The organism is Mycobacterium sp. SP-6446, assembly GCF_001954045.1.
Lineage (GTDB): Bacteria > Actinomycetota > Actinomycetes > Mycobacteriales > Mycobacteriaceae > Mycobacterium.
Genome location: NZ_MBEM01000100.1, coordinates 1 through 19269, shown reverse-complemented (window position 1 = coordinate 19269; position 19269 = coordinate 1). Strand labels below are relative to the sequence as shown.

At 66.4% G+C, this 19269-nt stretch carries 23 protein-coding genes and 1 pseudogene; 18 read left to right on the top strand and 6 right to left on the bottom strand.

The genetic code is table 11. The features are described 5' to 3' along the window. Nucleotides 1-94 precede the first annotated feature (94 nt). The 3 genes and pseudogenes from A5736_RS08145 to A5736_RS08130 form a co-directional block, all read left to right on the top strand. Nucleotides 95-1456, top strand: a complete 1362-nt coding sequence (locus A5736_RS08145) for a zinc-dependent metalloprotease (protein ID WP_076245521.1) — start codon at nucleotides 95-97, stop codon at nucleotides 1454-1456. 631 nt (nucleotides 1457-2087) lie between these two features. Beyond that, complete coding sequence (locus A5736_RS26275; protein WP_076124188.1) at nucleotides 2088-3083, top strand: hypothetical protein; 996 nt, start codon at nucleotides 2088-2090, stop codon at nucleotides 3081-3083. Nucleotides 3084-3168: 85 nt separating this feature from the next. Next, a pseudogene (locus A5736_RS08130) lies at nucleotides 3169-3750 on the top strand (cyclodehydratase); the annotation flags it as partial. Between the two features lie 526 nt (nucleotides 3751-4276). Here the strand turns inward: A5736_RS08130 and A5736_RS25895 are convergent. Beyond that, entirely contained in the window at nucleotides 4277-4969 is a 693-nt protein-coding gene (locus tag A5736_RS25895) for a DUF732 domain-containing protein (protein ID WP_175611226.1), read from the bottom strand. 665 nt (nucleotides 4970-5634) lie between these two features. Between A5736_RS25895 and A5736_RS08120 the strand changes: the two genes are divergently transcribed. The 3 genes from A5736_RS08120 to A5736_RS08110 all read left to right on the top strand — a co-directional run bounded on the left by A5736_RS08120 (nucleotide 5635) and on the right by A5736_RS08110 (nucleotide 6769). Beyond that, nucleotides 5635-5859 carry a hypothetical protein gene (locus tag A5736_RS08120; RefSeq protein WP_076245516.1) on the top strand — a complete coding sequence of 75 codons (225 nt, stop codon included), beginning with the start codon at nucleotides 5635-5637 and terminating at the stop codon, nucleotides 5857-5859. A gap of 152 nt (nucleotides 5860-6011) precedes the next feature. Next, nucleotides 6012-6257, top strand: coding sequence for a hypothetical protein (locus A5736_RS08115; protein ID WP_076245514.1), 246 nt, complete (start codon nucleotides 6012-6014; stop codon nucleotides 6255-6257). A 17-nt stretch (nucleotides 6258-6274) separates the two neighbouring features. Beyond that, nucleotides 6275-6769 (top strand): hypothetical protein, encoded by a 495-nt coding sequence (locus tag A5736_RS08110; RefSeq protein WP_076245513.1) that lies wholly within the window; start codon nucleotides 6275-6277, stop codon nucleotides 6767-6769. Between the two features lie 188 nt (nucleotides 6770-6957). On the opposite strand, the gene A5736_RS08105 is transcribed toward A5736_RS08110, so the two are convergent. After that, nucleotides 6958-8013: a hypothetical protein gene (locus tag A5736_RS08105; protein ID WP_076245511.1), complete on the bottom strand. Its 1056-nt coding sequence runs from the start codon at nucleotides 8011-8013 to the stop codon at nucleotides 6958-6960. Between the two features lie 232 nt (nucleotides 8014-8245). Here A5736_RS08105 and A5736_RS08100 point away from each other — a divergent pair, with 232 nt between their 5' ends. The 3 genes from A5736_RS08100 (at nucleotide 8246) to A5736_RS08090 (ending at nucleotide 9817) form a co-directional block, all read left to right on the top strand. Continuing rightward, nucleotides 8246-8539, top strand: a complete 294-nt coding sequence (locus A5736_RS08100; protein WP_076245509.1) for a hypothetical protein — start codon at nucleotides 8246-8248, stop codon at nucleotides 8537-8539. Next, a complete protein-coding gene (locus A5736_RS08095) occupies nucleotides 8540-9556 on the top strand; it encodes a hypothetical protein (RefSeq protein WP_076245508.1) in 1017 nt (338 codons plus the stop codon). A gap of 69 nt (nucleotides 9557-9625) precedes the next feature. Next, the gene (locus A5736_RS08090) at nucleotides 9626-9817 is read left to right on the top strand and encodes a hypothetical protein (RefSeq protein WP_076245561.1); all 192 of its coding nucleotides are present in this window, start codon (nucleotides 9626-9628) and stop codon (nucleotides 9815-9817) included. Between the two features lie 302 nt (nucleotides 9818-10119). Here A5736_RS08090 and A5736_RS08085 read toward each other — a convergent pair whose 3' ends face one another. Next, nucleotides 10120-10350 (bottom strand): helix-turn-helix domain-containing protein, encoded by a 231-nt coding sequence (locus A5736_RS08085; RefSeq protein WP_076245506.1) that lies wholly within the window; start codon nucleotides 10348-10350, stop codon nucleotides 10120-10122. 383 nt (nucleotides 10351-10733) lie between these two features. Between A5736_RS08085 and A5736_RS08080 the strand changes: the two genes are divergently transcribed. The 4 genes from A5736_RS08080 (at nucleotide 10734) to A5736_RS08065 (ending at nucleotide 12299) form a co-directional block, all read left to right on the top strand. Next, the gene (locus A5736_RS08080) at nucleotides 10734-11117 is read left to right on the top strand and encodes a DUF732 domain-containing protein (protein ID WP_083667256.1); all 384 of its coding nucleotides are present in this window, start codon (nucleotides 10734-10736) and stop codon (nucleotides 11115-11117) included. Nucleotides 11118-11162: 45 nt separating this feature from the next. Further along, the gene (locus A5736_RS08075; RefSeq protein ID WP_076245503.1) at nucleotides 11163-11579 is read left to right on the top strand and encodes a hypothetical protein; all 417 of its coding nucleotides are present in this window, start codon (nucleotides 11163-11165) and stop codon (nucleotides 11577-11579) included. A 25-nt stretch (nucleotides 11580-11604) separates the two neighbouring features. Then, nucleotides 11605-12003, top strand: a complete 399-nt coding sequence (locus tag A5736_RS08070; RefSeq protein ID WP_076245502.1) for a DUF2510 domain-containing protein — start codon at nucleotides 11605-11607, stop codon at nucleotides 12001-12003. A gap of 80 nt (nucleotides 12004-12083) precedes the next feature. Beyond that, nucleotides 12084-12299, top strand: a complete 216-nt coding sequence (locus A5736_RS08065) for a hypothetical protein (RefSeq protein ID WP_076245500.1) — start codon at nucleotides 12084-12086, stop codon at nucleotides 12297-12299. A 315-nt stretch (nucleotides 12300-12614) separates the two neighbouring features. Here the strand turns inward: A5736_RS08065 and A5736_RS08060 are convergent, their stop codons facing one another. The 3 genes from A5736_RS08060 to A5736_RS27195 form a co-directional block, all read right to left on the bottom strand. Further along, nucleotides 12615-13274 (bottom strand): recombinase family protein, encoded by a 660-nt coding sequence (locus tag A5736_RS08060; protein ID WP_254848322.1) that lies wholly within the window; start codon nucleotides 13272-13274, stop codon nucleotides 12615-12617. Nucleotides 13275-13579: 305 nt separating this feature from the next. Further along, nucleotides 13580-14068 carry a hypothetical protein gene (locus A5736_RS08055; RefSeq protein WP_076245499.1) on the bottom strand — a complete coding sequence of 163 codons (489 nt, stop codon included), beginning with the start codon at nucleotides 14066-14068 and terminating at the stop codon, nucleotides 13580-13582. Between the two features lie 12 nt (nucleotides 14069-14080). Next, nucleotides 14081-14965, bottom strand: a complete 885-nt coding sequence (locus A5736_RS27195) for an anti-anti-sigma factor (protein WP_371328368.1) — start codon at nucleotides 14963-14965, stop codon at nucleotides 14081-14083. A 153-nt stretch (nucleotides 14966-15118) separates the two neighbouring features. Here A5736_RS27195 and A5736_RS08045 point away from each other — a divergent pair, with 153 nt between their 5' ends. The 5 genes from A5736_RS08045 to A5736_RS08025 all read left to right on the top strand — a co-directional run bounded on the left by A5736_RS08045 (nucleotide 15119) and on the right by A5736_RS08025 (nucleotide 19051). Continuing rightward, nucleotides 15119-15880, top strand: a complete 762-nt coding sequence (locus A5736_RS08045) for a YfbU family protein (RefSeq protein WP_076245497.1) — start codon at nucleotides 15119-15121, stop codon at nucleotides 15878-15880. A 161-nt stretch (nucleotides 15881-16041) separates the two neighbouring features. Continuing rightward, entirely contained in the window at nucleotides 16042-16527 is a 486-nt protein-coding gene (locus A5736_RS08040; protein WP_076245496.1) for a hypothetical protein, read from the top strand. 401 nt (nucleotides 16528-16928) lie between these two features. After that, nucleotides 16929-17219: a hypothetical protein gene (locus A5736_RS26725; protein ID WP_254848321.1), complete on the top strand. Its 291-nt coding sequence runs from the start codon at nucleotides 16929-16931 to the stop codon at nucleotides 17217-17219. A gap of 35 nt (nucleotides 17220-17254) precedes the next feature. Further along, on the top strand, nucleotides 17255-18430 hold the full coding sequence (locus tag A5736_RS08030; RefSeq protein WP_076245493.1) for a hypothetical protein: 1176 nt from the start codon (nucleotides 17255-17257) through the stop codon (nucleotides 18428-18430). Between the two features lie 147 nt (nucleotides 18431-18577). After that, on the top strand, nucleotides 18578-19051 hold the full coding sequence (locus tag A5736_RS08025) for a DUF488 family protein (protein WP_076245491.1): 474 nt from the start codon (nucleotides 18578-18580) through the stop codon (nucleotides 19049-19051). Nucleotides 19052-19269: the final 218 nt, after the last annotated feature.

Sequence of the window (19269 nt, the reverse complement as noted above, 5' to 3'; positions counted from 1 at the left end):
GCCGCTACACTATCGGGGCCCTGCCGCGGCGGGTTCAGCTGTAAGCATGACCGCAGACCGCGCCTTCCCTTCGACCGGTGAGTACCGTTGAGTTATGGCTGACCTGCCTTTCGGCTTCTCCTCTGGAGATGACCCCGACCCCGAGAAGCGCGGGAAGAACGATCCCGAGTCCGGCGCGTCCAACCCGCTGGGCGCCTTCGGCATGAGCGGCGACTTCAACGTGGGCGACCTGGGACAGATCTTCACCCAGCTGGGTCAGATGTTCTCCAGCGCCGGCACCATGACGCAGGGCGGCGAAGCGGCGGGTCCGGTCAATTACGAACTGGCCCGGCGCGTGGCGACAAGCTCGATCGGGTTTGTCGCGCCCATCCCGGCGACGACGAGCTCGGCGATCGCCGACGCGGTGCACCTCGCCGACACCTGGCTGGACGGCGTCACCGCGTTGCCCGCGGGCACCACCAAAGCGGTTGGCTGGACGCCCAGCGACTGGGTGGACAACACGCTGGACATCTGGAAGCGGCTCTGCGACCCGATGGCTCAACAGATCTCGACGGTGTGGGCGTCCGCCCTGCCCGAGGAGGCCAAGAGCATGGCCGGCCCCCTACTGGCGATGATGTCGCAGATGGGCGGCATGGCGTTCGGCTCGCAGCTGGGGCAGGCGTTGGGCCGGTTGTCCCGCGAGGTGCTGACCTCGACCGATATCGGTCTGCCGCTGGGACCCAAGGGGGTCGCCGCGATCCTGCCCGAGGCCGTCGAATCGTTCGCCGCCGGGCTCGAGCAACCTCGCAGCGAGATCCTGACCTACCTCGCCGCACGCGAGGCCGCGCACCATCGACTGTTCAGCCACGTGCCGTGGCTGTCCAGCCAGCTGCTCGGCGCGGTAGAGGCCTACGCCATGGGCATGAAGATCGACATGACCGGGATCGAGGAGCTGGCGCGCGACTTCAATCCGGCCACCCTGTCCGACCCGGCGGCCATCGAAAACCTGCTCGGCCAAGGCGTATTCGAGCCCAAGGCGACCCCGGCACAGACTCAGGCGCTGGAACGGCTCGAGACGCTGCTCGCGCTGATCGAGGGCTGGGTGCACGTCGTGGTGACCGCGGCGCTGGGCGACCGGATTCCGGGCGCGGCCGCACTGGCCGAGACGCTGCGCCGGCGCCGGGCCAGCGGCGGCCCGGCTGAGCAGACGTTCGCGACGCTGGTAGGCCTCGAGCTGCGGCCCCGCAAGCTGCGCGAAGCCGCCGCGCTGTGGGAGCGGCTGACCCAGGCGGCCGGCGTGGACGCCCGCGACGGCGTCTGGCAGCACCCGGACCTGCTGCCCAGCGGGGAGGATCTCGACGAGCCGGCGGGCTTCATCGACCGTGTTATCGGCGGGGACACCAGCGGCATCGATGAGGCGATCGCCAAGCTCGAGGACCCCGACTCCGAAGACCCGCGCGGCGGTTCTGGCCGCTAGGGTCAGGAACCGGCCTCTCCGAGCAGGCGTAGTCGGGCCGCTGCTATTACGGCCTCGGCTTCAACAATGACTGCTTCAGCCGCCCTGGCTTCAGCCGCCCTGGCTTCAGCCGCCCTGGCTTCTGCTGCCTCGGCTTTTGCTGCCCCGGCGCGGTGCACAGCGTCTGCGCGTGCCACCGCCAGCACGTAAATCAATACCCCGGCGCAGGCTACGACGGACACCACTGGCCCCGCTGCGGCGGTCACGATGAACGCAAACGAGAAGCTCGAAACAATGAGCCAAATAAGCCTTCTCAGCATCATGGACGTTTAGTCGCCTGGTGCCGCACTGACGTTACCTAGGACGTCCCTGCCGACGTCCTTCCGACAGCGTGAAGTGCTATCGCCGGGCGCAGGGACCCACGCACGAGCGCGGCGGGACCAAGCTCTCCCTAGGACACGGGACGTAGCGCTGGACGAGCGCCGCCAGCTAGTGGGAAGCTCTGAAGGTGGTCAAGCACGCGGGCCCATACGCTGCCATCGAGTCGGGCGACGCGATGCCACCATCTCCGCGAAGCGGAGGGACCACGCGGCGGTCCTCGTGGTCTCCGAGCGCGGTTATTAGATGGCTGGATCGCGATCCGTGGGTCGCCGTGGCGCTCGTGGTGCCGATGGCGATATTCCTCGTAGGCGCATTGATCGGGCATCCATTCCTGTTCGTGTTCGTGCTGCCCCTGGCGCTGACCGTGCTGGCCGGCATGGCTTTCGTCGTGATGGATTTGTACAAAGGGGCCGAGCGAAAGCTGGCGCGAGCGGAGTCGGAAGCCGAGGAGCGGACGCGGGCCCAAGCCGCCGAAGCCAAAACTCTGGCCACGGAAGCCAAAACTCTGGCCGCCGAAGCACGGGCACGAGCACAAGCCGCCGAAGCCAAAGCCGTCACCGCCGGAGCCAAGGCTGTCTCCGCCGAAGCCGAAGCCATCGCCGCCGAAGCCAAAGCTGTCACCGCCGAAGCCGAAGCTCTGACCGCCGAAGCTCTGACCGCCGAAGCGCGGGCACGAGCTGAGGCCGCCGAAGCCGAGGCTCTGAACGCTGAGGCCCTCAAAGCCGAAGCGCGGGCACGGGCAGAAGCCGCCGAAGCCGCCGCGGTGAACGCCGAAACGCGCGCGCGAGCACTAGCGGCCGATGCCGACGCTCTGACCGCCGAAGCGCGGGCGCGAGCGCAAGGGCGGGCAGAGGCCGCCGAAGCCGCCGCGCTGGCCGCCGAAGCCCGGGCCCGAGCGGAAGCCGCCGAAGCCGCCGCGCTGGCCGCCGAGGCCCGGGCCCGAGCGGAAGCAGCCGAAGCCGAAGCGCTGGCCGCCGAAGCCCGGGCCCGCGCACAAGCGGCCGAAGCCGCCGCTCTGAACGCCGAAGCCCGGGCCCGAGCGCAAGCCGCCGAAGCCGCCGCTCTGACTGCCGAAGCGCGGACGCGGGCGCGGGCGCGAGCCGAGGCCGCCGAAGCCGCCGCGCTGGCCGCCGAAAGGCGGGCCCGAGCCGAAGCCGCCGAAGCCGCCGCTCTGAACGCCGAAGCCCGGGCCCGAGCAGAAGCCGCCGAAGCCGCCGCGCTGGCCGTCGAAGCGCGGACGCGAGCGATCCGGCTGCGAGCTGCTTGAGCCGAACCCGGGCCCCGAATCCAACGGGCGGTTCTGTGGATAACTGAGCGGGGCGTTCGCCCTCGGCGTGGCACAGTCTGAACTCATGCCGCGGGCCGCGCCTCCCCTGTACGCGTTGAACCCGGCGATGCCGGTGCTGCTGCGACCCGACGGGTCGGTTCAGGTCGGCTGGGACCCGCGCCGGGCCGTGCTGGTCCGCCCGCCGAGCGGCCTGGCCGCGGCCGAGTTGGCCGCCCTGCTGCGGTCCATGCGATCACCGCTACCGATCACCGAGCTGCAGCGGCAGGCCGCCGACCGTGGGCTAACCGACGCCGACGGTCTGACCAGCCTCGTCGCGCAGCTGGTCGGCGCGGGAGTGGCGACCCGCGGCCGCCGGCAGTCCGGCGGCCGGGCCGCGTCGATCCGGGTGCACGGTCGCGGCCCGCTGTCGGACCTGCTCGTGGACGCGCTGCGCTGCTCGGGTGCCCGCATTGCGCACAGCAGCCAGCCGCACGCGACCGTGTCGCCCGACGCCGTCGACCTGGTGGTGTTGTCGGACTACCTGGTCGCCGACCCCCGGATGCTGCGCGACCTGCACTTCCAGGGCGTGCCGCACCTCGCGGTTCGGGTGCGCGACGGCACCGGCCTGGTCGGGCCGCTGGTCATCCCCGGCGTGACCAGCTGCCTGGGAAATTACTAGGGGGAACTACTCCAAAACCTTGTCTGGCTCGTCTGCCCATTCAGCGTCAGCGAGGTCCCGGTCTGCTTCGGCGGCCAAACGGTCGCTGCGGGCGGCGTCACGGTGCTCCTGAGCGGCCTGCTGGTGAGCGTCGGGGTCGCCAACGTGGGCCGCTAGTGCGCGTTCGTGTATTTCGGCGGCTAGCTCATGTATGGCGGCGATCGATCGTGCAGCAGGGCCGCTGTGCGATGCGCATCTTCAGAGTATTTACGCGCCTCCATAGCGCGCCGGGAGGCGAGCTCAGCGCTCTCTGCAGTGGCCGGTGTGCGCTGTCCGAGCTCAGTGCGGCGGCGAGCAAGTTGGTCTCTTCGCGCGCGATAATCGTCGATCGGCGCCGACATGTAGACCACGTTAGACCTGAACTGGTGCTCAGCACCTCTTCCAGCCGTCAAGAGCGCCCCGGCCACGTCGGGAAGATCACCCGCTCAGGGGAACTGCCTGGGGCATTCTCAAAGGGGACGACTCACCTATTTTGTTAGCAATTTGAGTACGCACCTTGGGCGCTGGCAACCAGCTGCATCGCATCGTGCAGAGACACGTCGGTCTCGGCGGCGATGATGTTAGAGACCTCCTCGGGCTGGTGGCCTTCGTGCATCAGTAAGCACGCAGTGCGAGCGGTGTCGACAACTACCGGCGGGTTGTGGATGTCCCATCCCAGCGCTCGTAGTCTGCTGAGAAGTTGTTCATCTTCGGCGGGGCTGAAATGCCTCGGTGTCATGGGCCGCGGAGGCAACGTAACCGTCGTCGGCGGCAGCGTCACAGTTGTCGGCGGGAGTACCACGGGCACTGCCACCTGCGGTGGCGGATTTGCGTTGGATGGCGTCAGCGTCACGGTCGATGGTGGTGGCGCCGGCATAGTTACGGTTGCTGGTGGCGACGCGGCCGGGGTCGGTTTGCGGAACCCGGCCAGCGTCCACGCCATCCAGGCAAGGGTGACGATCGCGACCATGAACACTGCTGTCGCAGCCGCCCAACGTATTCGCGTCGGCCACATGTTGGGTGCGTGTAGTTCAGGTTGTTCGAAGGACCAGGCGTCGGCTTGGGATGGTTGAGACGCTGGGGTGGTGGGGGCGATGGCGGTCGGTGCTACCGATGCTGGCGTTTCGGTGATCGGCTCGGATTCGTCCGCGGGCGTGGGCTTCTCCCCCGGTGATGGGGTGTCGGGCATAGCTGGACGGTACATCTGCGGGCACACGTTGTGGCATCGTTTCGCCGTGGGAATACGACGGCGCGCCGGTCTAGTGGGCCGCCGGTGATGCTCGGCGTTACCAACTGCCTGGGCAAGCACTAGCGGGCAGTTCATGTCCGGACCACGGGAGTAGCTCAGGGTGACTCACGCAGGCACAGACCAGCACGCAGACGAGGACAACGAACCACACAAAGCCTAGAGTCAGGCCGATCACGTCGATCGGGTCACCGTCGTTCCACACTGCTTCATCCGCTCACGCTGGTAGGCCCAGAACCCCTCGGTTCGCGCCTGGTTCAGTTCAATCGCTCGATGCGCTGGACTTCTCGTGAACTGCCATCGTCAGGACCGCGCGATCATCGTCCCGAATGTGCTCAGACTTATCCAGGATCTCGGCCAAGATCTTTTTTGGCCGGATCGGTAGGCCACCGTGGCGGTAATCGCCGCTGCAAGGACAGCACCGCCCCAGCCCAGAATCTGCCACCAGGGCGAAGGCGCGGCGGCCGGTGTCATCAGGGCAATGGTGTCAGATGCCCGCCGCTGCCGGAGGAGAGACCGGCAGCGGCGGGCACCCGGTGACGTTAGCGGACTGGGCCGCCGCGCGATTACCGTCGGCGTTAAGCGAGGGGCATTAGCGAAGGAGTCGTATGACCGAACTACCCGCACAGATCAAAGGGCTGGTCGATGGGTTCGCCATCGAGCTGCGCCGAGCGGAGGACAGCAAGGACGTGCTGATCGTCAGGGCGACCGACGATGACGGTGAGTACATCGACGTCGCGCTGGGGCAGGCCATGGCCAACGCGCTCTGGAGTGCGGTCCGTGAGTGGACGTACAGGTCCGTGGGCCAGGAGCCGCCGACCGACAAGCCGTAGCGGTTCTCAGCCGATCAGCGCCACCGGGCCAAGCATTGTCGCCGACTATCGGCCCCTAACAAAGCACCGCCGCTCGGCGCGCCTTACAGGCCACCGTCCGCATCCGGTCGTAAGCTCGAAGCCATCGAACACCTATTCGATGGGATGCGAAAATGACCAACGCCTTGATCGCCCGCCAGGCCGCCGCCATCGCCCGCGCGAAGCAGGGGCCCATCACGCCGTTCCCCGGCGGCGTGGCCGACCGCGCGGCATTTGAGTACGCCACCGCGGCTGTGCTGAAGGCTCGTCACGATGCCGCGATCTACGAGAACGCCATACGCGGACACGAGATGTGCGGTCAGGCGTTGGCCGAGGTCGCCATGCTGGCCGCGCGTCCACACACCCCACACATCACATAACAAGGAACTGGAAACACATGCATCCCTACGACCCCCACGCCCAGGCCCGGTTTGTTGAAGCGTTGCAACAGATCCGGCAAGAAGGGCGCAAGCTGCACGACGCCGCCATCGCGGTCGGATTCAAGGTCGGCTCCGGTATCGGCACCGAACTCGCCGACCTGCGGACCATGGCGGCAGCGGCCGGCGGCCAGCCGGTGAACCGCACATTCCACATCTGGCGACTTGACCGGACGCCGAACACCGCAAGCGTTTTCGGTACCGTCGCCGAGGTACAGCAACACCTCGACCACCTCAAGACGCTGCCCTGCTACACCCTGGACCTCGACGCGAACCCCCGCATCGTTGAGGACACCGACGCCAACGGTGCGCGAACCCTGCTGTCGGACAAGCTGACCGGCGAAACGCTGGCCGTCCTGACCGAGGACTTTGAGGCGTCCCGCCGCCTGCTGGTCCACGCCGCCGACGACGATGCGCCGACATTCGGCGGGGCGTGGGAGCGCAACGCGGCATAGGCGGCGCCGACGACCCCGGCCCTCGGAGGTGCCTATTTGGTTACTAGATGAAGTTACTTCGGGCGATGCGCTGTGCACAGGCTGCTGGTTCGCTTTGCCTGGCTAGTCCGTTCTCCCATCGACCTTGCCAGTCCGTGACCGCCTACGCTACGGGCTCGGCGCCCGCGCTCGGCTCGATCAACGCAGGGTCATGCGCCACGATGTGCCCGCAGCCAGCACGCCTCGCATATGCCGCGGTCGCGGCTGACCGGTGCCAAGAGCGGTTCCTGGCACGTCGAGCATCTCGCTTCAGGTTCCGACCGTTTGGGGGCCGGGCGCGGTGACGGTGCCGACGGGGCCGGCGGTAGCGGTGGTGGATTTCGGACTGCCGGGCGGTCGGTCGGGTGCGCGGCGCACTCGCGGGTGACGGCTTGCACGATTTCCCGCTGCCGTGGTGTCGAGCCGTCCGGTTTCCACTGCGACGCGCCAGGCCCAGCGCACGAGTCGATAACTTCGATGGCCTCTCTGTAGGCGAGGCTGACTTGGCCTTTGGTACCTGTAGCGACGGCGACGATCTCGCCAGCCGGCATCAGGGTGGCCAATTCGTCGAGGAGCACCGCGGTCGGCTCCCGGCGAAACCACCAGCCCGACGGGCGGCTGCGGTCGCGTTCGCGAACCAGTTGGCCGATGATCACGCGGGCGCTGTTGGCCGGCGGCATGACGTCCCAGCCTCGCACGGTAAGCCGGGCGGTGGGCACGTGATCGGCCCAGTCGGGGTCGCGTTCGGTGTCAGTGACCCACGCCGTGGGCCAGCCCGCCTCAAACGACTTCATCGCGCGGATTTTGGCCCGGGCTCGTGACAGCTGAGAGCGCTGGACTTCAAACCCAATATCGTTCAACCCGCTAACCGCGACGTCGAGGCGGGTTCCGTTCCCGGTCGACTTCTCCAGCATGGCGGGCAGGCCCGCCTCGGCGGCGGCCCGGCGGGTGTATTCGGCTTGCCGGCGGTGCTCGTCGGACATGGTGGTTATGCGGTGACAGTGCCCGTCAACGTTCCCCCCGGGGTAATGCCGCGCGTAGAAGCGGCCGGTGTGGTGTCGGTAGACGTACATCGGCGCACCGTTGCCTAGACAGGTGAGCACGGGGATCGCCGGCGGCGGGTCGATCTGCCCGTGCAGGCTGACGATCTCGCTGTACAGCTCGGTGGGCAGTTCGGCGAGGTCAATGTCGATACCGCGTGGGTGGTAGCGGACGAGGGTGGTCATGCAGTCTGGTTTCTGTCGGGCTCGTCGGGTTCGGCGCCGTCGATGACGGGGATATCGGTCGGCATCCGCGACGTCACTAAGGATATCCCGCGCATCCGTGTCGGTGATCAGTCGCGGCGACGTCGATACGGGCCGAGTGGTAACGCCGCATCGCGGCGCCGGAGTCGGCGATGCCCGCCGTACCGGCCGGTGAATAGCGGTCCACGAGTGACCCGCATACACTCCTGCCGTTATGGGGCAAGATGCATTGCAGGTCGTCCCCGCCGAGCTAGAAGCCACGGCTGGCCAGTGGGAAGCGCTGACCTCCGAACTCGTGGGGGCGCCGCCGTCGCCGGGGCAGCCGTTCCAGGCCACCACGGCGGCAGTGAACGGTGTCAACGCGGCGATTGGTGTTGCCGCAGCGGCGTTTACGGCGCGAACGCAGGCGACGGTCGGCGGGGTGACCGCGGCTGTCGGTGGATACACCAGCCAAGAGGCCGCATCGGCGGCCGAGATGTCCGGTGTGACTCAGGTGACGGTGGTGTAGATGCCCGCCACCCTCTCACAGATCCAGGCATGGAGCACCGAGCCTCTGATCGACGCTGCCGGCTACTGGACGCAAACGGCCGACCGGTGGGAAGACGCCTTTGTGACGATGCGCAACCAATCGCATTCCATGTCGTGGCAGGGCGCTGGCGGCGACGCGTTGCGGGAACGCACCGGGGCGGATCTCTCTGTGGTCAGTGGCAAAGCCGATCAGCTCCGACAGGCAGCTGGGATAGCCCGCAACGGTGCAAGTGACATCAGCGCGGCCCAGCGGCGAGTCCTGTATGGAATCGAAGACGCGCAGAATGCGGGATTCACTGTCGGCGAAGACTTATCGGTCACCGACACCCGCAGCACTACCGCCCGAGAACGGGCCGCACGTCAAGCTCAGGCGGAAGCGTTCGCCACTGATATTCGGCTGCGTGCCGAGCAACTCGAGGGGGCAGACGCCAAGGTCGCAAGTGAGCTCACCGCCGCCGCAGGCGGTGTCGGTAGTGTCGGCTTTGCGCAGAACCCGATCTCCAATCCTGTCTCGCAGCGTCCGACAAACGACCGCAACGGGGTCCAGTCACCAGCGCCGACCAATGGCCACAACGGGGTCCGGTTAGTGGACTTCACCCAAGACAACGCCGCTGGGCCTCCCAACCCGCCGTCGATCGCACCGTGGGATACCCCTGATGGGACCCCGCCGCCACCTCAGCCATTCATTTCCCAGTACCAGCAGGCCATCACCGCACCGCCAGCGGCCCCGCCGTCGCCTGGCGTGCCGATGCCCGCATCCCCAGTGCCAAACCCCGGCGCCGCGGCGGGTCCGGCCGCAGCGGCCGCCAAACCGCCATGCAGCATCTACGACGCGACGAAAGCGATCTTGGAGCCCCCAGTCGGCACGGTTGGGATCTTGACCGCAGTCCCTGAGAGTCTGACCCTCGCGGGGATTCCTGCCGCGCTCGGTCAAGTCGCTGTCGGTACGGCGGCGGTCGCTGACGGCCTGGACGCCGCCAGCAAATGCCTAGATTGAGGCCGCGCAACTGGAATGATGACTGGCATGCTGAACACCAGAGACGCCGACGACAGGGAGGCCCCCCACGTGAAGAGGAACTCCCTGTACAGCCCAGCGTTGTATGCCGTGGTGGCTGTGCTCTCCCTGGCCCTGTTCTTGCTGAATCTGTGCACCCACGGCACGGCGCTGGGCCTGATCGGGACCGGAGGCCTCGCCGTCTTGATGGGCTACCTGGCATACCGCGCCTGGTCCAGCAAGCACCGCATGGACCAGGAATAGACCCCGCAACGCAACTTTCTTCTTTTGGCTCCTGCTGCTGCGGTCGAGTCTCAGACAAGTGGTACTTATTGGCCCGATATTTGAAATGAATTTGGTGCCCATCATGCAAATCGCAGGCACAAACCCCAGCTCACGACATAATTGCGCAATTTTCCAGTGGATGAACGCCTCCCGGAGCTCGTACCTATCCTGAAGACAGATTTTGCGTGAAATTTAACTCGGCGCGACCCCGGGCAGCGACATTAATAAATCTCCGCGTCACCTCTCTACCCCGCAGCAGGTCGAAAGACGGCGGCCCGTCTTTAGTCGAGGCGTTCGACGATCGCTTCAAGCGTTGTGCCGATGGCCCCGGCAACGTGGCGGAGTTCTATGACATCGAGTCGACGTTCGCCGGACTCGTACTTGCTGACGAACGACTGGGGGACGTCGAGCCGCTCGGCGACGTCGACCTGGGTGAGTCCAGCGTCCCGGCGCAACTCCCGCAGCAACGCGCACAGTTGCTGGTATTGCGCGGAATAGATGGACTTTTCCACCCGGCCAGCGCACCGTGCACCTGCTAATATCCCAATTTAGGATATTCATCCCCGCTCGTTCCGACCGCCTCGACCTGGACTAAATCAAAGGGCCCAAATCATGCTGAAGACCATCGCGGCGGTAGGTGTCGCGTTCGCGTTGGTCGCGGCGCCCCTGGGTCCGCTGGCGCCGCAGGGATGCCCTGCGAACTGGGTGGCCAGACCCTCCTATACGTGGCCGTACCAATTGGGGTGCTACCCGCCGGAGCCACCGCCCGGCTATAACCCGCCATCCGCCCCAATTTGGGGGCAGCGCCCGCCCACGCCACTACCAATGCCCCCGCCATAAAACCGCGGGCCCCACGGCTTTAGCGAAGTTGCCCCATGAAGGAGCGGCCGGTCTTATGAGGGTTATCGCCACCGCGCTTGCTGCGGCTGTACTTGTTTTGCCGCCCTTGTACGAGTCGGGCAGCGCCCACGCCGACGCCGCGCAGGCGGGTTACGTCAACCAACTGCAGGCCCACGGCACCCCCGGAACGAGCGACCAGCTGCTGAACAACGGCTACGTGATGTGCCACGCGCTGGACGCCAACCCTCAACCGTCGTGGGCCAACGTCGCAGCCAATTCGGTAGGCCCGGCAGGGCTGCCCTTCCTGGAGACCGCCTACGAGGTCGGCGCCGCGATCCGGTGGCTGTGCCCGGCCCAGGGCTGGCAGATACAGGAACTGGCCCAGGCGGTCCAGGCGCCCGAAGTCCGCGCTGTGCGGGCCGGGTACGCAGGCGGGTGAATCCCGTTGCGGCGGTTACCGCTCGGCTCAACGGGGAGGAGAAACATGCACATCAAACGTCGTCTTTCGGTGGCGGCAGGTGTCGCGGCAGCCGCCGTTGGTTATGCCTGTCCCGCGTGGGCCGACGACGGGCTAAGCGGCACCTACAACTACGTCAACCAGACCGGCTTCACCTCGACGTGGACCGCCACCCCCTGCGGTCCCGGGTGCGCCCACGTGTTCACGAGCCACAGCGCGGCCAACTACGACCTCAAGTTGAGCAACGGCCGATCGGTCGCCACGGTCGATTCACCGGACGCCGTGCACTGCAGGGACGGCACCACGGCCCCGGCGACAGTCACCATTTCGGTCGCCGCCGCCACACTCAGGGGCACGAGTACCACGTCGACCACGGTCGGGGTGTGCGGCGACCCGCCCCGGACGTACGGCCCCGACACGTTCACCCTCACCAAGGTGTCGTAATGCCTCTTCGTGCAGGGAACGGCCGATGACCGCCTTCAGGATCGTGTTGCCGCTCGGCATCGTCGCGATCATCGCAGGCCTCGTCATCGGCAACACCAACATCTCGCTCTCCTCGGCGCAGGGCATCTCGTGCGGCTCCGCGTTCGGCGGGGGCTCCGGCACGCTCGACCCGTACGTGGAGACCGCGTGCGCGCCCCTACTCTCCGAGCACCAGCTGTGGGCGACAGTCTTCATTGTCCTGGGCCTCGGACTACTGATCAGCTCCCTGGTGCTCTACCGGGCCAACCAGCCCACGGCGGCGCCCACGAAGATCCTTCCGCCGCCTTCGGGAGCCACGAAGCGTGGCTGGTACCCCGACCCGGCGAGCACCGGCAAAGAGCGTTACTGGAACGGCAAGGGGTGGAGCGACCTACCGCCTCGGTGATTGACAGCGCGGCCAATCCGCAAGCGCCCTGTGAGGGGCGGTATGCGTGTGGTCTAGCAGCGCCCAGCGAGGAGAAACCCATGGCCAACGTTTTCGTCGAACCGCGGCCCAAAGGCCGTGATGGAGACCCTATTTCTCACTATGTGGTGGAAGACCACGCGGATAGCGTTCTTGCCGAGTTGGACACCCAGGAGGAAGCCATCGCGTGGGCGAAGCAGCAGGGGCACACACCTCATGTCGCCCGCGTTAGACACCTGAATGACAAGAAGAAGCCTGACCAGTGGCGGCAGATCTAGGGCATCCCCGGGCTCCGGCGATAATGATGATGCCCGGACATCGCAGAAGGCCCCACCGTGATCGAAGTTGAGGAGTGCCGAAGTGGTTAAGCAAAGGAGGGCCGGCGCCGCCGCCTCGCACGGCTGGGCATGGGCGTGGCAGCGGTGTGGCCGCTCCGAGTACCGGAAGTGCTTGACGCACTTAACGAATCCTGACCACCTGGTACCTAGCGCACCGAAGCGGACGGGCGTGCGGTCCCTCCGGATCACCGCTCGGTATGCCGGTGGGATGTCCTCGGCTCGGCGGCCTGCGCGTTAATCGTCTGGCCAGGCGCTTCATCGAGTCGGTGGAACGAACTGCATCAACGACACAGCGCTGACGCTCCCTCCGTGATGGTGCGGTTGCTTGGCCGCCTGTACCGCGACGTCCTGTTTCTTCAAAACCTTTAGGGTCCTGAACACCGTGCTGCGACTGATTCCGAACATGGAGGTCAACTCGCTCACCGGTTCGCCCTGCTGATATAGGCGGAGAAGCTGCTTCTGCTGGGCAGTATCTAGTTTCATGGGCTTGGTAGCGGCCAAGCCGCGAGCGAGCCGAGCCTCGCGGGAGGCGGCGCGGCGCTCCTTGCCGAGTTCCAGTTCCAGCTCCGCGATGGTGGCCATGATGCTCGTGACGGCTCGCCCCGTTGGAGTGCTCGTGTCCACCCCCTCGCGCAGCGACCGTACATGGACACCGCGACTGGTCAACTCGTGTAGTGCAGTTGCGACTTCCCGAACGGACCGTCCGAGCCGGTCCACGGCGACGACTACGAGGTGATCGCCTTCGCGAAGCCAGCCCATGCACTCGCGCCAGCCGGGCCGGTCACTGCCAGCGCGGCCCGAGGCGGTGTCGCTGAAGATCCGGCCGGGCGTGATTCCTGCAGCGGCGATTGCGTCGTGCTGCTGATCGACGGACTGCTGCCCGGTGGACACCCGGAGGTACGCGGCGGTGCTCATGGTCACAATGAACTACCGGAGCCCGACATTTAGTTCGATGTCAGATCCTGAGTAAGTCGGACTCGCCTTGTGACACTAGGAAATCAGACTCGGCGACCTGCGCAAATCTGACGGTTGCCGTAGAGCGCGCGCTCGGTCCCAGATCTTTAGAAACGAGACCGGAAAGCCAACCTGCCGCTTTGCTTGTGGTTTTCGGCCAATACCTGCAGGAGAGCAGTGGGCGCCGATGAGGTTGCATCCACAGGCGGCCCGATGTTTGGCGAGGAGGGACGACCCTTCCATTCAGCAGACAGCGCTTTTCGCCGCTACTCGCCGCCCTGCGGTGGATTTCGCGAGTCCGGTTCCGGCCGGTCATTGTGTGCTTGCGATGCCTTCACCCAAGCCACAAAGTCCGTTCGCGCGGACTCGAGAGCGCGGGCCAACCGGTATTGGTCGTCAATGTCGCCTTCTTCACACATATCCAGCTGGGCTTGTAGGGCCGCGGCGCCGCTGACGTATCCCGCGGCCCCGAACTGCGCGATGAGTTTCTGCGCTTTCTTCCTGGCCGTGCGCGCTTGTTTTCTCCGCTTCCTGGCGTCGCGGCCGGCGTCCCACGACTTCTTTATCGAATACAGGCCGCCGGCGCCAAGTACGGTCGCTGTCGGTGTCGGGATTCCACTGTGTACGAACACCACTGCGTCGAGTGCCAGCCCGACAGTGCCGCCCACGACGATTGATGCGTAATCAGCGGGGGTTCTCGCACTTTCCCATAGGTCCTTGAGGGACGGCTTGTCTGCGTCCTTCTCCTCAGCCACAGTTGGTTGTTCCTAGGATGTCGGTCTGCGGGGCGATGACGGCGGCGTGGTCGATTGCACAACGAAGCTGGCAATCTCCGGTGCCTCGGCGCGCCGGCTGCTTCTCCACGCTGCCCCTAGGGCCGACACCACAACCAACAATGCCGGCAGACCCAGCACGACGGCCCAGAAGGCAATCGCGGCTGCCCCCGCACCAGCCAGGGCGTAAACGAACACGAACGCCACGAACGCCAGCACGATCAGAAATCCGACTGGGTTAGAACCCACGATCCCAGGGACCGAATTCCCTGCGCGCGTTGTTACCGCCGTCGACAAGGCATCCGTGGGCCGCTCGGGCGGCTGGCTACTCGGAAGCGCGGCTTCCGAGGGCGCCCGCGCGGTCGACGTGGACAGCTCTCGCATCGCCTCCTCCTGCTGCCGACGGATGCGCTCGCGCGCTTGGACGAAGCTGACAACCACGGTGTTGGCGATGCGGTTGGCCGCCGGCTCGTAGGCGTCCAGCACCCGGTTGAGCATCTCGAAGTCGTTCTGATACTTCTCGAACAGCGAGCGAGCCAGCACGTCACGCAGTAGCAGCACGATGCCGAGCACCTCGTCGGTCTCCACGCCTTCGGGGATGATGCGTTCCGAGAGGTCACGCGCGTACGCCTGCAGCGTCTCGACGCTACCGCTCTCAAGCACCTCGACGTAGTTGTCGTAGACGGCGGTGACCTCAGAGAAGAACTCCTCGGGGGTCAGCGCGGTAAGCAACCGCGCCTGGTTAATCCTGCGGGCCCACTCCTCACGCAAAACGGTCCGGTTCTGCCGCAAATGCTGGAGCAACTCCGGCAGCAGACCCTCGCTGGACGTGGCTGCCTGCGCAGCCTCGCTGACCGCAAAATCGCTCGATTCGCTCATTGTCGTCTCCTCGCCTCCACTCATGGATTAGCGCGAGTCGCTCTCTGAAGTCGAGCGTAGCTTGTGCTCAACTAATCCTCCTCTGAGAGTTACCTGGACATCGTGTATGACGATGCTACGATTAGTGTCATACATAACTACGAAGGAGCTGGTATGGCCGTCCTGAACATCCGCGTGGAAGACCGGATCCGCGATCAGCTCAAGGAGATGGCCGACGCCGAGGGAGTCACGCTCAGCGAGTTCGTCCGCGATCTGGTCATGGCGGCGGTCGTCCCCGTGTACGAGCAGCCGGTGAAGCACGGAGACGAGCCGGCACCGGAAACCATGCGGATCGCCGACCGGCAGATGCTCTCGATGCTTCACCGCATCCTCGCCCGTGTACTGCCCCAGGACGCCAATGGCGATGACGGGGACGCAGATGACCAGCTGGAGCGTGCGCGGGTGATCGAGGCGGGCTTCACCGGGGAGTACTGGCGGGAAGTCGCCGGGTTCCGCACAGAGCTGTCCAAGCGCGACTGCGGCCGCGTACTGGACATCCTCGACATGTTCCGCGCGATCACGTTCAGCGTCAGGCGGCTGGAGGAGCAGGGGACCTCGGTCAACGAGGAGGCGGCGTACGGACTGGAGTTCCGGGGCTTTGACCACAACGACGGGCTCGAGCACCACATGGCCAGCTACGTCGAGCACCTGATGGACGATGGCCACCGCTGGAGTGAGCTGCGGCCGCAGCTGAAACGCAACGACGACGGGAACTCCCATCACCGGATGCTCGACACCTACATGCGGATGCTCGCTGAGTACCGCCGCATCATGGACGCCCGCAGCCGGGGGTTCGACCCGGACGACTACCTGCTGTCCTCGGACGAGCTGGAGCAGATCGCCGCGGCTCGGGTTCACCCGTCGCACCGCGGGTAGCGCGGGTGCGGTCCTCGCGCACGGTGACGGTGACCAAAAGTGCTGCCCCCCTCGCGAGGTTGGTGACACCACTGTTCTCCTCGGGGATGTGTCGGTGTTGCGGGTTAGGTTGAAAACGGGGTCCAGCGCGCGAGGCGGGGCCGACGAGTCGGAGGTGGTAGATGGAGCCGGTCACTATGATTGCGGCGGCGGTCGCGATCGGAGCGTCTGATGGCGTGCGCAAAACGGCCAAGGAGGCGATCACCGATGCGTACAGCGCGCTGAAAAGCTGGCTGACCAGTAGGTACGGCTCGGTGGCCGCCGAGGTCACCGGTCTCGAGCAGGAACCGGAGGAAGAGCTGCGACGCGCTCTTCTGGCCAAGAAGCTCGCCGCGGCCGGCGCCAACGACGACGAGGACCTTCGCGGCCTGGCGCAGACCCTGTTGACTTTGGTCGAGGAGCAGGAGCCCGACGCGCCGGCGACGGTGGGGGTGATGTTGCGGCGCGCTTCTGTCGGCGGCGACATCGAGATCGCCGACATCGCGGTCGAGGGCGGCAGCGGAGTCGTCGCCGAGGACATCACCGCGGACGGCTCGATGCGAGTCAGCGGTGTGTCGGCCCGCGGCCCTCAGGAGCCGCCCCACCCTCCGGTGGCGCGGGAGCAGTAGCCAGCGAGCTTGCTTCCGCGCAGACCTTCACCTCGACCCAGCGGAACGTCAACGTCGGCCGCGACAACATCACCCACGTCACGATCGGCGCGGGAGCCGCAGCTGGCAACAGTGGTGGCCGCATCCGCGCGGTCACCGTCTCGGCCGAGAGGGTCCCGATCGGACAGAACCTGTGGAAGGTCACGGTCAACAACGGCACCACCGGACCCATCACGGACCTCGAGGTCGACGCCTACCTCGTTGACGAGTCCGGCCACCCTTCGGCGGGCAGATGCCTGCCCGCCAAGGGGAACTTTTCGATAGAGGACCTCGCACGCGAGCTGTTCGCGCAGGGCCTCAGCGGGGCACTGGGCGCCGCCGGGCAACATGCCCAGTCGATTTACTCGGGACCGCCGCAGGGCATGGGGTTCGGTGGCCAGCTCTCACAGCTCGGGCAGCTCGGTTCCTACGGCCCGATGATGGCCAACCATCTTGTTGGCTCGCCGCAGTTTTCGGCGTTTCTGCGAGGCATGCAGCAGCAGATGGTCGATCAATTCCCGCGGGTCATTCCCGCGGGCCAGCCCGCCGCCGTACTGTACGTCGCGGCTGCTGGGGAAGTGCGCGCCGACATTCAGTTCGCAGACGAGGTGGGAGACCTGTGGCGCCGCCGGTTCGGGGAACAACCGGAACCGGTGCTTCTTGAGGGTGAGTAGGTTGCCCTGTCGGTGGCCCGCCCTAAGCTGCGCTGATGACGCGTAGCCGGAGCAGGTCCCGCAAGCCGAAGAGCGGGTCTCCGGCCGGCCCCCGGCTGGCGCATGAACTGTTCTCCGAACTCAACGCGACCTTCTACCAGGACGACCCGAGCGAGTACCTGCTGACCAAGATCGAGGCCGTCACCTTGATGCTGGCGCCGCCGGAGGCCCTGGCGTCCGCGTACGCGTCGGAGCGGGCCGTAGGTGTCTTTCGCCGCGCCGCCGTACCGGTCCCGTCGAAGCGGGCCCGCGACCGCTACGTGCGCACCGAGTGCGTCCTGGTCCTGCACCACGCCTGCGAGATGCTGCTGCGCCTGTACTTCGCGCACGTCGACAAGCAGGACTGCCCGTGGCTGGGCATGGCCGCATCAGTCAGCTTTGCCGACTTCAAGGCGAAGGTCAGCACGGCCCTGCGGACGGGGTTCGATCGCGACTACGTGGCCCGGGTGTTCCTCGGCGGCGCGGACCCGGGCGAAGCGGAGCTCGGTGTCGGAGTCGACGAGTTTGACGACACGGTAACCGCGTGGCAGCTGCTCCTGGGAACCGCCGCCAACACGGTCCTGTCGGAGTCGTTTCTGTACAACTCTGCCAAGCACGGCCTCACGGTGGTGCACACCGACGAGAGCACCAGGATGGTGTTTACGCCTCCCGACGGTGGAGACCCGATTCACCTCGCGTCGGGGTCGCAGCTCACGTACCTGCACAAGCCCGAAACGCCCGGAGCTAAGGGCGGGCCGGAGTGGTGGGTGTCGTTGACTCACACTCTCCCGGATCAGGACATCGAGGTGTCGGTCCTGATCCAGCTGGCGGTGTCGTCGCTGTGGAACGTCGCCCGCCGCCGCTACACGAGGCAGGCCGGGGAGGTGACGATCATCGGGGCCCGTGTGGTGCGCGACGCCATCTACGGCCCCGTCGCTGCGGAGGGATCGGTCGTTCGCACGATGTCCCACGAGTTGACGAAGAAGGATCTTCAGGGCCAGTTCAGCGGCATCAACATGCGCATGACGGGTGCGGGGCTGCCGGACGAGGACGAGTGGGATCCCGAAGCTCCTGACGACTGCCCGCCGCCGCGGCGGGTCGTTCTACCCGTCCGGCAGCAGGATCGGCGGATCATCAGCACGTCCAAGCGGAGGTTGCTTCCGTTCTCGCCGAATTGGTCGACGCGCGTGTGATTCGCGGGGACACTGCGGGCACGCGGCGTTCGCCGCACCATCACACCGCGGCATGGGCCAGACCGGCCGATACTACGGTCACGGTTCCGTCGCGCACCGGCGGGGTTACCGTCGGCCGCCGGCGGCGGCGCTGCACCATAGTGAGCCATGGGCACCTCTGACACCAACGCCGCTCACATGGCCGCAACGGGAACCCTGGTGAGCATTGGCTACGAGGGGAAGACCGTCGAGGATCTCGTCGCCCAGCTCCTCGAAGAGGGCGTCCGCGTGCTGGTGGACGTGCGCCTGACCCCGCTGAGCCGCAAGCCCGGGCTCTCGAAGACGAAGCTATCCGCGGCCCTTGCCGACGTGGGGATTACGTATGTGCATCACCGCGCGCTCGGCAACCCGAAGGACAACCGCGCCGGATTCCGCGCCGGTGAGCTTAGGTCCCGCGCCCGGTACCGCGACGTCCTCGAGACTGCCGCCGCGACCGATGCGCTGGCCCACGTGTCCGAGCTGCTGGACGGCGGCGTGGTAGCGCTGCTGTGCTTCGAGTTCGACCACGCCGACTGCCACCGCGACATCGTCGTGCGCAGGCTGCTCGAAGCCCGACCCAACGCCGCCGTCGTACACGTCTAGAACAGGGCGGTGGTTACTAGCGCCCAGATCCTATTGTCCTCAAGGGCAGGTGACCGGAACCAGTGAACTGAAGACGACCGGCGGGGTTGTCCAGGCCGCCAGGGGAGATCTCAACGGATGGCTTGTCTGAAGCACTGCGCAGGGGTGTGTAGGGGTAAGTCGGAGATTTCTATATTTGCGTCTTCACGAGAAATTCCGAAAAACCCCTACACACCCCT

What these genes read in the sequence shown, in the direction of transcription:
- A5736_RS27195 (WP_371328368.1), bottom strand. Translation starts at nt 14,965, where the DNA reads ATGAGCGAATCGAGCGATTTTGCGGTCAGCGAGGCTGCGCAGGCAGCC.
- A5736_RS08045 (WP_076245497.1), top strand. Translation starts at nt 15,119, where the DNA reads ATGGCCGTCCTGAACATCCGCGTGGAAGACCGGATCCGCGATCAGCTC.
- A5736_RS08030 (WP_076245493.1), top strand. Translation starts at nt 17,255, where the DNA reads ATGACGCGTAGCCGGAGCAGGTCCCGCAAGCCGAAGAGCGGGTCTCCG.
- A5736_RS08080 (WP_083667256.1), top strand. Translation starts at nt 10,734, where the DNA reads ATGAGGGTTATCGCCACCGCGCTTGCTGCGGCTGTACTTGTTTTGCCG.
- A5736_RS08095 (WP_076245508.1), top strand. Translation starts at nt 8,540, where the DNA reads ATGCCCGCCACCCTCTCACAGATCCAGGCATGGAGCACCGAGCCTCTG.
- A5736_RS08105 (WP_076245511.1), bottom strand. Translation starts at nt 8,013, where the DNA reads ATGACCACCCTCGTCCGCTACCACCCACGCGGTATCGACATTGACCTC.
- A5736_RS08060 (WP_254848322.1), bottom strand. Translation starts at nt 13,274, where the DNA reads ATGAGCACCGCCGCGTACCTCCGGGTGTCCACCGGGCAGCAGTCCGTC.
- A5736_RS08065 (WP_076245500.1), top strand. Translation starts at nt 12,084, where the DNA reads ATGGCCAACGTTTTCGTCGAACCGCGGCCCAAAGGCCGTGATGGAGAC.
- A5736_RS08070 (WP_076245502.1), top strand. Translation starts at nt 11,605, where the DNA reads ATGACCGCCTTCAGGATCGTGTTGCCGCTCGGCATCGTCGCGATCATC.
- A5736_RS08115 (WP_076245514.1), top strand. Translation starts at nt 6,012, where the DNA reads ATGACCAACGCCTTGATCGCCCGCCAGGCCGCCGCCATCGCCCGCGCG.
- A5736_RS08040 (WP_076245496.1), top strand. Translation starts at nt 16,042, where the DNA reads ATGGAGCCGGTCACTATGATTGCGGCGGCGGTCGCGATCGGAGCGTCT.
- A5736_RS08025 (WP_076245491.1), top strand. Translation starts at nt 18,578, where the DNA reads ATGGGCACCTCTGACACCAACGCCGCTCACATGGCCGCAACGGGAACC.
- A5736_RS26725 (WP_254848321.1), top strand. Translation starts at nt 16,929, where the DNA reads ATGGGGTTCGGTGGCCAGCTCTCACAGCTCGGGCAGCTCGGTTCCTAC.
- A5736_RS08110 (WP_076245513.1), top strand. Translation starts at nt 6,275, where the DNA reads ATGCATCCCTACGACCCCCACGCCCAGGCCCGGTTTGTTGAAGCGTTG.
- A5736_RS08145 (WP_076245521.1), top strand. Translation starts at nt 95, where the DNA reads ATGGCTGACCTGCCTTTCGGCTTCTCCTCTGGAGATGACCCCGACCCC.
- A5736_RS08075 (WP_076245503.1), top strand. Translation starts at nt 11,163, where the DNA reads ATGCACATCAAACGTCGTCTTTCGGTGGCGGCAGGTGTCGCGGCAGCC.
- A5736_RS08100 (WP_076245509.1), top strand. Translation starts at nt 8,246, where the DNA reads ATGGGGCAAGATGCATTGCAGGTCGTCCCCGCCGAGCTAGAAGCCACG.
- A5736_RS25895 (WP_175611226.1), bottom strand. Translation starts at nt 4,969, where the DNA reads ATGCCCGACACCCCATCACCGGGGGAGAAGCCCACGCCCGCGGACGAA.
- A5736_RS08120 (WP_076245516.1), top strand. Translation starts at nt 5,635, where the DNA reads ATGACCGAACTACCCGCACAGATCAAAGGGCTGGTCGATGGGTTCGCC.